This window comes from Prevotella sp. C561, assembly GCF_000224595.1.
Classification (GTDB): domain Bacteria; phylum Bacteroidota; class Bacteroidia; order Bacteroidales; family Bacteroidaceae; genus Prevotella; species Prevotella jejuni.
Map to the genome: position 1 here is coordinate 90,389 of NZ_JH114141.1, position 17,280 is coordinate 107,668.

General features: G+C 39.7%; 7 protein-coding genes and 1 pseudogene. 6 read left to right on the top strand and 2 right to left on the bottom strand.

What is annotated here, in order from left to right:
• Window positions 1-298: 298 nt before the first annotated feature.
• Window positions 299-1,345, bottom strand: a complete 1,047-nt coding sequence (locus HMPREF0666_RS03285; protein WP_009010897.1) for a YeiH family protein — start codon at window positions 1,343-1,345, stop codon at window positions 299-301.
• Window positions 1,346-2,553: 1,208 nt separating this feature from the next.
• On the opposite strand from HMPREF0666_RS03285, the gene HMPREF0666_RS03290 reads away from it, so the two are divergent.
• The 6 genes and pseudogenes from HMPREF0666_RS03290 (at window position 2,554) to HMPREF0666_RS03315 (ending at window position 16,213) form a co-directional block, all read left to right on the top strand.
• Window positions 2,554-5,631 carry a TonB-dependent receptor gene (locus tag HMPREF0666_RS03290; RefSeq protein WP_042855946.1) on the top strand — a complete coding sequence of 1,026 codons (3,078 nt, stop codon included), beginning with the start codon at window positions 2,554-2,556 and terminating at the stop codon, window positions 5,629-5,631.
• Window positions 5,632-5,656: 25 nt separating this feature from the next.
• Window positions 5,657-7,204 (top strand): RagB/SusD family nutrient uptake outer membrane protein, encoded by a 1,548-nt coding sequence (locus HMPREF0666_RS03295; protein ID WP_009010899.1) that lies wholly within the window; start codon window positions 5,657-5,659, stop codon window positions 7,202-7,204.
• Window positions 7,205-8,650: 1,446 nt separating this feature from the next.
• Window positions 8,651-11,837 (top strand): annotated as a pseudogene (locus HMPREF0666_RS03300) (SusC/RagA family TonB-linked outer membrane protein).
• A gap of 27 nt (window positions 11,838-11,864) precedes the next feature.
• Window positions 11,865-13,484 (top strand): RagB/SusD family nutrient uptake outer membrane protein, encoded by a 1,620-nt coding sequence (locus HMPREF0666_RS03305; RefSeq protein ID WP_009010902.1) that lies wholly within the window; start codon window positions 11,865-11,867, stop codon window positions 13,482-13,484.
• Window positions 13,485-13,909: 425 nt separating this feature from the next.
• Window positions 13,910-14,821 carry a YafY family protein gene (locus tag HMPREF0666_RS03310; RefSeq protein WP_042855948.1) on the top strand — a complete coding sequence of 304 codons (912 nt, stop codon included), beginning with the start codon at window positions 13,910-13,912 and terminating at the stop codon, window positions 14,819-14,821.
• A 150-nt stretch (window positions 14,822-14,971) separates the two neighbouring features.
• Window positions 14,972-16,213, top strand: a complete 1,242-nt coding sequence (locus HMPREF0666_RS03315; protein ID WP_009010904.1) for an SGNH/GDSL hydrolase family protein — start codon at window positions 14,972-14,974, stop codon at window positions 16,211-16,213.
• Between the two features lie 331 nt (window positions 16,214-16,544).
• Here the strand turns inward: HMPREF0666_RS03315 and HMPREF0666_RS03320 are convergent, their stop codons facing one another.
• The gene (locus HMPREF0666_RS03320) at window positions 16,545-17,081 is read right to left on the bottom strand and encodes a PoNe immunity protein domain-containing protein (RefSeq protein WP_009010905.1); all 537 of its coding nucleotides are present in this window, start codon (window positions 17,079-17,081) and stop codon (window positions 16,545-16,547) included.
• Window positions 17,082-17,280: the final 199 nt, after the last annotated feature.

Genomic DNA, 17,280 nt, shown 5'->3' on the forward strand with positions numbered 1-17,280 from the left:
CCCCCAGATGCACACTTCATCAACACCCATCACTCAACACTCATCACTCGTCAAACACGTTCCCTCAGATGCGCACCTCATCAACACCCAACACTCAACACCCACCACCCGTCAAACATGTTCCCTTAGATGCGCACCTCATCAACACCCAACACTCAACACCCACCACCCGTCAAACATGTTCCCTCAGATGCGCACTTCATTAACACCCAACACTCAACACCCATCACCCGTCAAACATGTTCCCTCAGATGCGCACTTCATCAACACCCAAAACTCAATACCCATCACCCAATATTCAACACCCAACACCCATCAAAGGCACCACATACTTTGCAAGACAATACCCTCCACCAATCAGCCAACACCACAGGATAGCGGCCAAGAGGAAAGGCTTAAAGCCAGCTTTCTTAAACTTATCAATACTCGTTTCAGCCCCTAATGCCGACATGGCCATGGTAAGAAGGAAGGTGTCAAACGTATTAATGAAATCAACACATGCCTTCGGAATTAAATTCAAGGAATTGAAACCGATGACTACAAGGAAGAGGATAGCAAACCAAGGGATGTTGATCTTACTACCACCGTTGCCCTCTGCCTCTCGTTCGGCAACATTCTTTGCAACAAAGAAGGCAATGACGAATAATACAGGTACTAACATCATCACACGAATCATCTTAACGATAATCGCTGAGTTGCTCACTGCAGCACCCATCGCATTGCCTGCTCCAACAACATGAGCCACCTCATGAATCGTCGAACCAGCAAAGATTCCCATTTGAGCAGGCGGCAAATCGAATATACCCGCACGATAGAGAATAGGATAAAGAAACATCGACAGTGTACCAAAGATTACTACCGTCGCTACAGCCACAGCTGTTTTATAAGGCTTCGGACGGATAGCACCATCCACACCCAACACTGCTGCAGCCCCACAGATACCACTTCCACAAGCTGCCAAAAGCGCAATGCTACGGTCCATCTTCAATAGTCTTCCCACTAAAACACCTAAGAGAATCGTTCCACATACGATAATCGCATCTACAACAATGGCTGGTAACCCTACTGCAACCACGTCTTGAAAGGTCAAACGAAAACCATAAAGGATAATACCAAAGCGCAACACACGCTTCCCACAGAAGGCAATACCTGGCACCCACGTGTCTGGGAGATTGTTACGAAGGCTGTTGGCATAAAGCATACCTAAGATGATACCAACAACCATCGGGCTCAAAGAGAGTGCTTTCACCCATCCCATATCACCGATATAGAAGGCGGCACACGCAAACAAAGTAATCAGCAGTACACCATGAAGCATACTACTACGCTGTTCTGTTAACTTCATAGACTTATACTATAATTATAGATAAAGTTAAAAATATCCATGCTACAAGACTACAAAAGTAATAAAAACGAGCCAAATAATTAGTCTGAACCTCCTTTTTATCATACACAAGAGAATTTATTTGGGATCTTCTGACCTTAGATGCGATGCTGTAAAGACATTAGAAGAGCAAGATGAAGCAAAATAAATTAGGTGAAGTGTATATTTCACCCACACTTACTTTGAGTTCTTTTACGGTTCTTCCGTTAAATGTGTGGACGCTTTTCGTAGTGCTTTAACGTAAGAGCCAAAGTTACTCATTAAACAAAAATATAGCTGAGACAGTCAACTATCTATCCTATTTTCATCCTCTTTCATTGAAAATCTTTACGTTTTAAGACTTCGAAAATATGCAGACAAGGGATTGAAAAATCATTACATAATTTCAAGGAAAACACCTATAACTAACGGCAAAAACACACACATGAAGCAGGTTTACAATCAACAGGGTATCAATTAGTTACCAAGTATAAAGTAAAAGGTGCTTAATTGGACTTTAAAAGGGCGTTAGCAAGGGTCTTAAAGGGCATCTTTTACAACCCAAAAGGGCGTCTTTTAGAAGCCAAAAGAGCATGTATTGGGTTTGAGCTGTACGAAAACAATTTACAAACATGATTTAATAAGGGAATAAGCAGGTTATAGATGGCAAATAGACATCGCACCTAACTATATTTGTCATGTAGTTTATCCCCCGTTCTTAAGCCATCCAATAGGGGGTAATCATACCATGTATTCAGATTAATCTCATTCTATTAACAATCTACACATTTAACGGAAGAACCTCTTTTACTGCTATCTTATTCAAAAGTCTTGCTGGTAGTGAGTCGTAAAAATCATCTTTAGTCACCCAGGAGGATTAACATTCATTCAATATTCAGCACTTTCTTAAAGTGTACTGATTACATTCTGATATATTTATAACGCTATATAAAATATATTTACGTTATTTTCATACAAAAACTTATACATTATCACCACTCATTATTAATAAATGTAAAAAACCAATCAATTATTTTCTTTTCTGCTTGGAACTTTAAAAATGGTGCACTATCTTTGCAAAGTGTTAAATATAACACCTACCTTTACTCGCATATAGCTTGTGATACCTTACGTTGTTAGTATTTTGGTCTGAAATAGTTTATTTATTATATTAACTAAAGCGAGAATTTATGGAAAAAAGACTAATGATGTTTTTAGTCGGCCTCTTCCTAAGTTTAGGAACAGCGCTGGCGCAAACAGAGATTAGCGGAACTGTAGTTTCCTCAGAAGATGGACTACCAGTCGTTGGCGCTTCTATCCTTGTAGCTGGCACACAGATGGGTACTGTCACTGACATTGATGGTAAATTCCACCTTATTGTACCAGCTGGGAAAAATCAGTTACGTGTACAATATGTTGGCTTAAAAACTCAGCTCGTACCAGTCTCAGACGGTATAAAGGTGGTAATGAAACCTGACGCAGGCTCACTTGAAGAAGTTATTGTTACAGGTTATGGTAACTTTAAGAAATCAAGCTTTACAGGAGCTGCTGCTAACGTTGACCCTGGTAAATTGTCTGATGTGCCTGTAGCTTCTGTTCAAGACAAGATAGCAGGTTCGGTTCCTGGTGTTACTGTGACAAGTGCATCTGGTGCTCCTGGTTCTGTAAGTAATATCCGTATTCGTGGTATGGGTTCAATCAACGCTGGTAACGAGCCTTTGTATGTTATAGATGGTACACCTATGATATCAGGAGATGTCAATGGCTTCGGTCAAGGCAACTATAATGAATCCGGAACAAACGTGCTTGCAACTCTTAACAGTAATGATATTGAGTCAATTACTGTCATAAAAGACGCTGCAGCAGCATCCCTTTATGGTTCACGTGCAGCAAATGGAGTAATTGTAATCACAACAAAGAGTGGTAAGAAAGGAAGGACACATGTCGATTTCCGTAGTGACTGGGGATTCTCTAATGTAGCAATTAATTATCGTCCAGTATTAGGAGGAGACGAACGACGTGCGCTGCTGTTCCTTGGCTTGAAGAACTATGCTCTTTATAAGGAGGGTAAGTCTGAGACTGATGCAGAGACTTTTGCTAAGGATAATATTGAAGACTATGCCTCAAAGCCTACAGTGGGATATGATCAAAGTGGTAAGCCTATTAAGGAGTGGACCGATTGGAAGAGTCTTCTCTTTAAGACGGGTCATCACCAAAACTATCAGATTAGCTTGAGTGGTGGTGGTGAGAGTACACGTTTCTACACCTCACTTTCTTATATGAAGCAAACAGGTATCTTCTCTAATCAAGGTATGGAGCGATTCACTGGCAATGCTAATATAACACATAAGTTTGGCCATTTCACATTGACATATTCTTCTTTATTCTCAAAGGTTAATCAAAGTCTTACCAACGATGGAGGAGCTTCTTTCTCAAGTCCTATAGCCAATTATGCATTTATTCAGAGTCCGTCTTCTATCGCTTACTTACCTGATGGAAACTTAGCTCGTGGAAGTGAAACAAATAGTTTGGTTAGTGTAAACCCAATCTATGAGGCTTTGCATACGTATGATAAAACAGATATCAAGCGTGCGTTTAACTCATTGAAGTTGGATTGGAATATATGGGATGGTCTCCGTTTGAGCGAGAAGATGACATACGATTATACTTCAAATAACGAAGATGTACTTTGGGACCGTTTGTCAAATGATGGTAGTCCTGGGGGTACACTACAACGCTACACAGGTTCTATCAGCCAGTTAAATGGTCAAACACAGTTGGCATACGTGAAAACGTTTGGTCTACACAATATTGATGCCCTTTTAGGCTATGAAACAGAGAAATATGTCACAAGGTATAATTACATTAATGGTAAAGATTATCCTGGTGACCTCTACGAATTTGGCAATGCTGGTACGACCAGTGCAGAGAGTAAAGTAAGTGGTTACACTCTTGCAAGTTGGTTAGGACGAGTAAACTACAACTATGATAATAAGTATTATGCTGGTGTGAGTTTCCGTCGCGATGGTAGTAGTCGCTTGGCTAAAGACAATCGATGGGGTAACTTCTGGTCAGTTTCTGCAGCATGGCGTTTTGGTTCTGAGAAATTCATGGAGCCTATCAAGCAGGTTGTTAGCGATGGTAAGTTACGTGCAAGTTATGGCGTGAATGGTACGCTACCAAGTAGTTTCTATGGTTACCAAAACTGGTACAAATATGGTCAATATTATAATGGAAAATCTGGTATGGCTATTGTTGGTATTGGTAATCCAGAATTACAGTGGGAGAAAAACCGTTCTGTCAACTTTGGTCTTGACTTAACGTTACTTGATCGTATATCTGTGACATTCGATTATTATGTACGCACAACGTCTGACCTAATCTTTGATTTACCAATATCAGCAGTTCCTGGTTATTATAATAGTGATAGATTTTCCAAGAAAGCTGTTAATGTAGGTTCACTACGTAATAGAGGTTATGAAATAACTATTCAAAGTAACAACCTCCAAACAAAAGACCTTACATGGACAACAATGCTGAACTTCGGACATAACCATAATGAACTTACTAAGATTTATGGTGAAGAAAATCAGATTATCAGTGGTGTTCGTATCCATAAAGTAGGTGAACCTTATTATAGCTACTATGGCTATGAGTATGCTGGTGTTGACCCAAATACTGGTAGAGAATCTTACTACCTCAATAATGGAACAAGCAATGCACGTAACACAACAATCAATCCTAATGAAGCGAAAAAAGTTATTATAGGAAATCACGAAACAAAGATAGAAGGTGGCTTCAGTAATAATATCACATGGAAGTTTATTGATTTCGGTCTGAACTTTACATTCTCTCTTGGAGGTAAGGCTTTTGATGCTGCTACATGGCAACATAATAATGGAAACTATACCTTTGGTGGTCAGTTACCAACTTATTATGACATCAATAAGATGTGGACAGGTCCTGGCGATACGAATGCCTCACAGCCAGTGTTCCAGTATGGTAATTCAAGTGAAGTATCTTCTCGTTGGTTGATGCCAACAGATTATCTGCGTTTGAAGAGTCTGACGCTCGGATTTACGGCCCCATCACAATGGGTAACACGGATTGGTTTGAGTAAGGCACGTGCTTTCTTCTCTGCAAGTAACTTGTTGACATGGAAATCAAAGGATCTTTACGTTGATCCTGAAATGCGTGTCGATGGTGTATGTACATTCCAGACACCTGCACTCCGCACCTTTACTTTCGGTATTGAACTCGGTTTTTAATGTCTATTAATTAAAAATATTGTTTATGAAAAGAACTTATAAGAAAATATATAGCCTTATGCTTGCTGTCGTTGTAATGACTGGTGCGGCATCATGTGGTGATGAATTTCTCGATCAGAGACCGAGTGATGGTGTTTCAGAAGGAACTGCCATCAAGAGTAGTTCTGACATGGTCACAGCTCGTACAGGTATGTATGCAGCTTTGAAAGGTTCGTCCGGAGCCCAGGATTATTATGGCTTACAAATGTTTCTTTATGGAGAAATGCACGGAGAAGATTTGCAGTATAATTCTAAGTATGGTAGTAATCGTGCTTCGTTCTATTATAAGATGGAATATACTACAGCCTCTAATTTTAGTACTACTACTGCGATTTGGCAGTCACCTTATGTCGTAATTCAAACTGCAAATCATATCATAGAAGCGGCTGATGGTGGAAAACTAACAGATAAGGATGATGCAAAAGGAAAGGCATTGATAGGTCAAATCCGTGCCGAAGCTTTAGTTTTAAGAGCTATGGCAACCTTTGATTTAACTCGTGTCTATGGAAAGACTTACACCGAGGATAATGGTGCATCGTTAGGTGTACCATTGGTGACAAAGGTAATCTCAACAGAGGAGAAACCTTCCCGTAGTACAGTTGCAGAGTGTTATACTCAAGTAATCAAAGACATAAATGAGGCTATTAGCTCTGGTAATTTACAAACAAAGCCAGAGACTGGTTATATGAGTCTTTATGCAGCTAAGGCTTTGCTATCACGTGTTTATTTAACAAAAGGTGATTGGGCAAATGCTTTGTCTACTGCCGAAGATGTTATTAATAATTCGGGTAAAAAACTTTGGACTGCCGATGAGTATGTTCAAGCTTGGAAAAAGGATGATAAAAGTCATTCTAATGAGATGATTTTTGAACTCTCTGTTACCAATTCACAAGATTGGAATGACAGAGTGGGAATTGCTTATATCTATGCAGAGAATCGCCCTGACCTTCCTGGCTATGGAGATGTATGTGCAACAAAAAACTTTGTGGAACTCCTTGCAGAAGATCCACAAGACGTTAGAGCTAACGTGTTCTTAGTCCCATCAGCTGATAAAAAGAAAGTATTTAATGGTGCTAAGGTCTATCTAAATAAGATGCCTGCATATAACGGAGATGTTCGTTATGCGAATATTCCTTTACTTCGACTCTCTGAAGTTTATCTCAATGCAGCAGAAGCAGCCTTTAGATTAGGAGATATGACAAAAGCGGCTCAGTACTTGAATGATATTATCAAAAATCGTACAAGTGATACAACTAAGCAAGTTACAGCTTCAGATGTTACGTTAGCGCGCATATTGTTGGAACGTCGAAAAGAACTTGTAGGTGAAGGACAACGTTTCTTCGATGCACTCCGTAATAATGAGACTATCACTCGTTATACAAGTGATGCAAATCGTGGTTGGCATGACGTCTTAACGACAGAGGCGCGTAGTTACAACCGAGACTATTATAAGGCATATCCTGCTATTCCTGGTTATGAGGTTGACGCAAACGCTAATCTCAAAAATCAGCAGAATAATGGATATAATAACTAACAATTAACTGGCTCTTCCGAAATATGGAGTGATAAACTAAGGTCCTTACATAATAAGGCAGACAGAATCTCTGATTAGAAAGAGCTAAACACAACATCACAGAGGTACCAACGGTACAAAGAGTAACAGCGGTGTAGCATACAGATTCCTAATGACCTTTGGAATAAATGCTTTGGGTATAAAGTCTCTAATAAAACCCGCAAAACACCCCGTTGCTCCATGTACCGACGGTACCTCTGTGATTTTTAGGTTCTTCTGTTAAATGTGTGGACGCTTTTCGTAGTGCTTTAACGTAAGAGCCAAAGTTACTCATTAAACAAGAATATGGCTGAGACAGTCAACTATCTATCCTATTTTCATCCTCTTTCATTGAAAATCTTTTCGTTTTAAGACTTTGAAAATCTGCAGACAAGGGCTTGAAAAATCATTACATAATTTCAAAGGAAACACCTATAACTAACGACAAAAATAAACACATGAAGCAGGTTTACAATCAACAGAGTATCAATTAGTTATCAGGTATAAAGTAAAAGGTGCTTAGATGGACTTCAAAAAGGCGTTAGCAAGGGTCTTAAAGGGCGTCTTTTGTAACCCAAAAGGGCGTCTTTTAGAAGCCAGAAGAGCATGTATTGGGTTTGAGCTGTACAAAAATAGTTTACAAACATGATTTAATAAGGGAATAAGTAGGTTATAGACGACAGATAGACATCACACCTAATTACATTTATCATATAGTTTACCCCCCCCCTTATAAAACAATCTTATTGGAGGTAAGCTTACCATGTATGTGGATTTATCTCATTCTATTAACAATCTACACATTTAACGGAAGAACCGATTTTTATGGCTTTGTTTTAATAATCATCCGTACTCTCCATCTCTCTGTGTGCCATTTCTTCTAAACCCTAAACTTAGGCTAAACCTTATCACTACAAACTTCTGAAGAGCTTTTATTCGAACTTTTCTGCCTTTACACACAATATTGTAAAGACATCTGAAGGGATTGACATACCAAAACAAAACAAGTGAAGTGTATATTTTACCTACACTTACTATCCGTTTTTTTACCACTATCTTATTCGAAACCCTTGCTCGTAGTTAGTCGTAAAAACTGTCTTTAGACACCCTAAATAATTAACATTCATTTAATATTTAACATTCTCTTGGAGTGTAATACTTACAGTATGATGTGTTTATAACGTATATTAAACAATAATTCCTTTATTTTCATACAAAAAGCTTATACTCTCTTACTATGTATTATTAATAAATGTGAAAATTAGTCTATTATATTCTTTTCCATTTGGAACTTTAAAAATGGTGCACTATCTTTGCAAAGTGTTAAATATAATACCTACCATTACTTGTATATAGTTTGTAGAACCTTACGTATTAATATTTGAATCTGAAATAGTTTATTTATTATATTAATTAAAGAGAGAATTTATGGAAAAAAGACTAATGATGTTTTTTGTCGGTCTATTCCTAAGTTTAGGAACAGCGCTGGCGCAGACAGAGATTAGCGGAACTGTAGTATCCTCAAGTGATGGGCAACCTGTTGTGGGTGCGTCTATACTCGTGTCTGGTACTCAAACAGGTACTGTAACCGATATTGATGGTAAGTTCCGTCTCTCAGCACCTGCAGGAGCAAAGCTCGTTATTTCTTACGTTGGTATGACAACAAAGACTGTCACAGCTTCAAACAACATGAAGGTTACCTTAAATGCTGATGACAAGAATCTTGATGAGGTCGTTGTTGTGGCATACGGTACCGCTAAGCGTCAATCAATTACTGGTTCAGTTGCCGTTGTCGACTCTAAGAAGATTTCTGATCGTATTAGTACTACGGTAACGGGTGCATTGGAAGGTTCTGCTCCTGGTGTACAGGTAAACAACTCTTATGGCGAACCTGGTGCTACACCTAAGATTCATATCCGTGGTGTGGGTACATTGGTTAAGGATGCTGACCAGCCTCTTTATATTGTTGATGGTACTCCATTTGAAGGTAATATTGCCGAGTTAAATCCTGGCGACATCGAGTCTATGTCTGTTTTGAAGGATGCTTCTTCTGCAGCTCTCTATGGTAACCGTGCAGCTAATGGTGTTGTCTTGATTACAACAAAGAAGGCTAAAATTCTCTTCTAAACCAAATATCTCTTTGAAGATGGACCAGGGTTTCTACAGACGTGGTATCCCTGAGTATGACCGCTTAGGCCCAAACGAATGGATGGAGGCTTCTTGGGTAGCAATGAGAAATTATGCCCTCTCTGGAGGTATTGCTTCAACTGAGGCTGCAGCTGGTACTTTTGCTACTGAGCATTTAATGAGTGATTATGTAAAGCGTAATATCTATGATGCTGCTGACAATGCCCTCTTTGATGCAAATGGTAAGCTGATTGCATCTATTCGTCCTGGTTATGACGATCTTGATTGGCAGAAAGCAGTTGAACGTACTGGTCATCGTCAAGAGTATAGCCTTTCTGCTGGTATAGCAGGCGATAAGTACAATATCTACTCTTCTGCTGGTTATCTGAATGAGCAAGGTTATACCTTAAACTCTGGCTATGAGCGTTTTACTGGTCGTATTAATACACAATATACAGCTAACAAGTGGCTTGAATTAGGTTTAAACCTCTCTGGTACTTCTTCTGTAAGAAGCTTTAACTCAGATGCTAAAGGTAGTTTCTATGCTAATCCATTCTATGTAACTCGTTACATGGCTCCTGTTTATCCTGTTTATTTGCATAATGCTGATGGCACATACGCTTTGGATGCAGATGGCAACAAGCAGTATGATACGACATCTGAGTATCTTGAAAATCGTAACCTCCCTTACGAGATGACAATGGATATGGACCGAGTACGTAGAAACGTATTGGATGGTTTGTTGTATACAAAAATTAGTTTGCCATACGGTTTCTCTTTGACAGGAAAAGTAGACTTGAACCATTCTAATGAAAATCGTCAGACCTATAACAACCCTGTTATCGGTGATGGTGCTTCTAACAATGGTCGTCTGACTGAGCGTTCTTACCAGTATATCTCCTACACAGGACAGGAACTCTTGAACTGGGATCATAACTTTGATCTCCACCATGTTGATGTTCTTCTCGGTCATGAGAATTATAGCTGGAATCGTAAATATGCACGTGTCATGAACACGAATGCTGCTATTGAAGGCTTACGTGCGTTGAGTAATTTCGTATTAAACTCTGATACAGAAGGTTACTTTGAGGATTATAGAACAGAATCTTACCTTGGTCGTCTCCGTTACAACTATGACGAGAAGTATTTCTTAGATTTCTCTCTCCGTCGTGATGGTTCTTCTAAGTTCCACAAGGATAAGCGTTGGGGTAACTTCTTCTCAGCTGGTGTAAACTGGAATATCAAGAAAGAGAAGTTCATGGAGAATGTAAAGTGGGTAGATGCTTTGCGTGCTCGCGCTTCATACGGTGAGGTTGGTAACGATGCAGCTGTTAACTATTATGGTTATCAGGCACTTTATTACATTACTAAGAATGGTGGTAACCCTGCTTTGGTACGTCAGAAGTTAGCAGCTCTCGATTTGAAATGGGAGACTACACAGACTTTCGATTTCGGCGTTGAGGGTACGCTCTTTGACCGTTTGAACTTTAGCTTGGGTTATTTCGATAAGCGTTCTAAAGACTTGCTCTTCGAAGTTCGTTTCCCATTGTCAGCAGGTTCTTTCTTCGGTAATGATGCTATTGAGAACCTTACACAGTATCAGAATATCGGTACAATCTCTAACCGTGGCTTCGAAATCATGTTAAATGGTGATGTTGTTCGTTCTAAGGATTGGACATGGAACCTCTCTTTTGACGCTACCACATTGAGTAACAAGGTACTTAAGTTGCCTAAGGGAAAAGATATCTTGCATGGTCAGCAGAACTATTCAGAGGGACATTCTGCTTATGAGTGGTATACTTATCACTTTGTAGGTGTTGATCAAATGACTGGTAAGTCTCTCTATGACCTTGACCCGGAAAAGGAGGCTACTGCTTCTGCAGCAGGTGACCTCGTTGAAATCAATGGAACAAAGTACACTACATCTACTTCTCAGGCAATCCGTAAGTGGGCTGGTACAGCTCTTCCTTCTGTCTATGGCTCATTTGGATCTAACCTTCGTTGGAAGGATTTGAGTTTATCAATGTTGATGACTTACAGCCTTGGTGGTAAGACAATGGATGGATCTTATAGGTCATTGATGTCTACTGGTTCGGCTTCTTCAGCAGCCGCACTCCATAAGGACGTACTTAACTCTTGGAATGGTGCACCTGATGGTATGACAGCTACTTCTCCTAACCGTATCGATCCTAATGGTACACCTATCCTTGATTTCAATGGAAGCAATGATAATAATGCTGTTAGTGACCGTTGGTTGACAAGTTCTTCTTACTTCATTATGAAGAATATTATGCTCACTTATCGTTTGCCAAAGGCATTGGTAACCAAGTGGGGTCTTGGTGGCATTTCAGTAAAGGCTGGTGTTGAGAATCTCTTTACACTCACAAGCCGTAAGGGTTTGAACCCACAGTATAGCTTTAATGGTGACAGTGACGATACTTATGTATCTGCACGTGTGTTCAACTTCGGTTTGACAGTCGATCTCTAATATTGTAGAATTTAAAAAGGGAATAATATGAAATATTCAATAAATAAATTCACCGCAGGGGCTTTTATTGCAGTAGCTGCTATAACAGCTTCTTGCTCCAGTGATTATCTCAATGTATCACCAGCAGAGTCGGCTGAGCCTTCTGCAGCATATGCTAATACAAGCAATGCGCGTAACACCTTGAATGGTATTGCAAAGTCGATGACTGTACAGCAGTACTACTATGGTCAAGGATTCGCAGGTGAAAATGCGATAATGCGTCTCTATGAGAATCTTCCAAGTCAGAACTATAACTATAACCGTTATGCTTCAGGTTGGGCTCCTATCCATAATCAGACATTCCACTTCCGTTCAACAAGTATCTATGATTCTTATGCGTGGACTTATTACTATCAGATCATTAACAATGCAAATGCTCTCCTTGCAAATATTGATAATGCTAAGGGTACTGATGCTGATAAGAAGTTTATCAAGGCTTCTGCATTGACTTTCCGCGCATACGCATTTGAGAAGTTAGTACATTACTACTGCTATCGTTGGCAGGATAGTAACAATGGTGCTTCTACGGGATTGCCTTTGCGTCTTGACACTTCTACGGGTGAACTGAAGGCTTCTACACTTGCTGAGACTTATGCTCAGATTTACAAGGACTGTCAGGAGGCGATCAAGCTCTTCGGTGAAAGTGGTGTGACACGTTCAACATCAGAGTGTTGGATTCCTGATTTAAATACAGCTCACGCTGTCTACGCACGTGCTGCTTTGACTCGTCAGGACTACGCTACTGCTTTGGCGCAGGCTAAATTAGCTGAGGATGGTCGTCCTTTGATGACAGGTGAAGCATACGCAGCTGGTTTCTATAAGCCAAATGATGAATGGATTCTTGGTAGCTATGGCGATGCAAGTGAGCAAAACTGGTATTGGGCTTATGGTGTACAGGGCGCTTGTAACGGTCACTATGCAACTACGCAGAGTACGGGTGCTGGTACTATTGGTCATGAGTTGATTACTCGTATTCCTAATAATGATGCTCGTAAGCAGCTCTTTATCACTGAAGATAAATTCCGCAGTATTAATATTACTGACAATTCACAGGTAAATCAGACCTATGGAATCTTAGGTCAGGGTAATGAGAGTGTGTTGGCACAGGCTGACTCTATCGTCAAGAAGCACCAGGTTTCTGGTCTCTCTGCTGCTTACGCATCAGGCTATATCTATTTGGATGGCCAAATGAAGTTCTGGGTAACAGCACAGCCAGGTGTTAGTTATGTTCCTTTCATCCGTGCAAGTGAGATGGTTCTCATCGAAGCTGAGGCTAATTATTTCTTGGGTAACACTGCTGATGCACAGGCAGCATTGGTGAAACTAAATGCTACAACTGGTCGTAACGCAAGCTACACCTGTACAAAGACAGGTACTGACCTCTTTAATGAAATCAAGGATTACCGTGAAGTTGAGCTTTGGGGTGAAGGCTTTGCATGGAGTGATTATAAGCGTTGGAACATTCCTGTTGTTCGCCACTCATTTGCTGAAGGTGGTAATGCACACGCTGCTGTTGCAAAAACAATTGCAGTAGGCGACGGAAATAAGTGGACTTGGGTAATTCCACAGAACGAGATCGATTATAATGATCTTGTGAGGAACGAATAGGTCTTATGTTATTATAAATGTAAAGGCAGGGAGAACAGGTTTTCTTTCTGCCTTTCTTTGTTTTTTAATCAAATCGTTTATTAGCGCCTAAACATATTTTGTTTTATTACCGAGAAGATTGTTTGTCTCTCTAAAACTAATTTTCCTGTCATTCCTGTCATCCAAAGTACTTGTCTAACTCATTTGTTTACAGTGGAGTTATGTGAAATGTTAAAAGTGACAGTAAATCAAAATAAAACTATTCTTGTACGTTGCATAAAAATATCACTCTTGGTAAGGAATCATTATATCTTGCTATGAGAAGAGTCTTTTGTTATAGAGGATAGTGTCAGTGGTTAGATATGATTCGGCATAAAAAAAATGCTGTAGAGATTAATAAAAGTGTTCTTTCTGCGTTATATATCATATATCTATTCATTATAAGAATGAGATTTGATAAATTAAAGAAGCAGTTAGAGCTTTTGATTCTATTGTCTGACGGACGCAACTATACGGTCGAAGAGTTGTGTGAGCGGATGAACTTGTCGCGTAGGAATTTCTATTACCTACTCGATTTCATCAAGCATGCAGGTTTTATCGTGTTCAAGAATCAAGGCTATTACCATATTGACCGTCGCTCTCCTTTCTTCACACAGTTGCTGCAGACAATTCAGTTTACAAATCAAGATGTGAAGACTATCCATAGTGTGTTGACGATAGCGGGTAATGACAGCGAAATGGTAAACCAACTAAGAGAGAAGTTAGAAAACACTTATAATTTCTCTGTATCCATAAATTCGCCCATACATAAGCAAATGGATAGTAACATAAAACTTTTGCGAAAGGCAATGGCAGAGAAGAAGACGGTTCGCTTAATTGGCTATTCAAGTCCGCATAGCCATACACTAAAAGACCGAATTGTAGAACCTTACCTCTTGTTAAATAACAATGAGGATGTACGCTGCCATGAATTAGTATCGAAACAGAACAAGACATTCAAGATATCACGTATGGAAGGAGTAGAAATATTGGATTCGCCATGGCTACACGAAGACAAGCATAGGCAGATGTTCACGGATATCTTTATGTTTAGTAGTGAGGAACGATATCGTGTGAAGTTACATTTAGGACAGTTATCCCATAATCTCTTTAAGGAAGAATATCCGCAAGGGACACATTATCTTACACCGAATGAGGATGGCTCGTGGCTCTTAGACATAGAAGTCTGTGACTATCGTGGTTTGGGCCGATTTGTTCTCGGGCTTTTCAAAGATATAGAAATCATCGAAGGAGATGGTTTTAAGAAATACATGAGGGAGGAAATAAAGAGCCTCATCAATTCGTTAAACCTACAGTAACATGATTTAGGAAATTTATCCTTTATTGTATTATACATCAAAATATATCATTATTTATCATCATCCTTCCACCAACAGAGATACGCTTTCTGATAGTTCTCATTCACAGAAGACATTAAGGAGGACTTGGGAGGAAATAAATTCAGGACAATGTGTATACGTAAGATTTTATTCGTTTTATTGCTTTTTATCACACTCAACGCTTATGCACAGCAAGAACGTTGGGTAGGTACATGGGCTTGTGCGCCACAGACAGTTGATAAGGGTTTTATGCCTTATAATAACCAGATGACGAATCGCTCCGTACGACAGGTAGTGAAGGTGAGTATCGGTGGCCCTGTTATTCGTTTGCAGTTGAGTAATGAACTGTCTTCTGAGCCTGTTGAGATTACCAGTATTTATATTGCAAAGGCTGGAGAAGGGTCAGAGATACAGAAGAATTCAGCTAAGTATCTCCGTTTTAATAATAAACGTCGGGTAACGATACCTGCTGGTAAGGCTGCCTTTTCTGATGCGTTGAAATTCGATTTACAACCTTTGGAACGTTTGTCAATTACGATTAACTATCTTAAAGCACCAAAAGAACCTACTGTTCACATGGGTTCACGTACTACATCTTATATATTACGTGGTGTGACAAATGCTAATACTGATTTCTCAACAGCTTTCAAAGAGGACCATTGGTTTAATATTTCTGCTATTGATGTTCTTGATGCCTCTGCTTCCAGTGTGGCTATCCTTGGTAATAGTATTACCGATGGAAAGGGTTGTGTGACAAATGCACAAGACCGCTGGCCTGACTTTATGTCAGCTGTACTAAATGGCGAACATGACCCAAAGAGTCCTCAAACAGGTGTGTTGAATCTTGGGATTGGGGATAATCGTATCCTCTCTGTGGGTTTAGGACAGCCAGGAAAGGAGCGTTTCGATCGTGATATCTTGGGACAAAGAGGGCTTCGTGCCGTAATCATCTTCGAGGCTATTAATGATATCGGTACGTCAACCAATCCAGAAGAAACTGCTCGCCAGTTGATAGAAGCCTATCAAGTGATGATTAAGAAGGCTCGCCAGCGTGGCTTGAAGGTTTATATGGGTACGATAACTCCTTTCAATGGTTGCAAAGGTTACTTTACAGAGGCACGTGATGCAGCACGTAAGACGGTGAACGAATGGATAAGAACAAACCATGAAATCGACGGTTTCATCGACTTTGATGCACTCATGCGTGATCCGTCATCACCCGACAGACTACGCAAAGACTGCCAGATTGGTGATTGGTTACACCCTAACCCTAAGGGGTATAAGATGATGGGAGAATATGCTGCCAAGAGACTCGAAGAGATGAATGTACCAACTTCCTCCAGTCAACGACCATTGACAGAAAGGAAGTAATAACATCCACATCGTTCGACTCCTATACGATAATGTCTATCATTCTTATTGAAAGTGAAGTATCACTTTAGAATGATAGACATTCTCTTTCTATAGCAAAGCAAGAATCTATAAATAAAGTTTCCTGTCATATCCGTCATCCATTATAGCCATTTAAGTTGTTAATTTACAGTGGACTTACGCGAAATATTAAATGTGACAGCAAAAGAAAATAAAACTAATTTCGTAATATTATGTACTATATTCTGACCGTAATAGATGCTATCACTTCCTAATTTAGAAAAATCTACTGCTTCGTATATTCCAAGATGAAAGCAGTATCTGATCACTATTACTCATCGTTAGTTGTATCGTCTTCTTCCCAATGTACCATGTCATAAGGATAATATGGATTATCCTTTAGGTCGGAATCATCTATCTGCAGTATTTTTGCTACGGCTGCGACCTCCCAAGCCCAGTAACCACGATAACAGCTTGTTTTCAAATGATTATTATACCAAGGGGCATCCTTATTCAAGTTATACCATTTCCCGATGTAATCTATCAAAGCCTTCTTCGCAGCTTGTGCATCAGACAACTGTGTTAACTTAAAAAGTCCTTTATACAACTTAGGGAAGGCAAGCTTATTTGCATGCGTTTGTATCTTATCCTCGCCCATCCGAGAGTTCAGCATAAACCAGAGTAAAAGGTCTGGAGTCCAATCAGCTGGCTTTGCCTGTTCGTCCATCTGCTGAACATAGGTAATCAACTGTTTAATGTTATTATCTGGAATATTTAACAATACGGCTAATGATACACGGTTTAGAATGTCATTATATATAGGGTTTTCTTTTTCAAATCCATGTAGAAAATAGCTTAATGAATCCATATAGATATCTTTTAGGGGTCTTCAGGATTTTGGAGTGATAAGGTTTGCCACTTGTGTTTAGAGTTTGAAGCAATGTCACACGGAGACACGGAGAGAACGGAGGATTATTAAATACAAAGCTATAGTAGTAACAGAGGCACCGTCGGTGCATAGAGCAACGGAGCTTGTTTGCCAATTCTATTAGCAATTTATATACAAA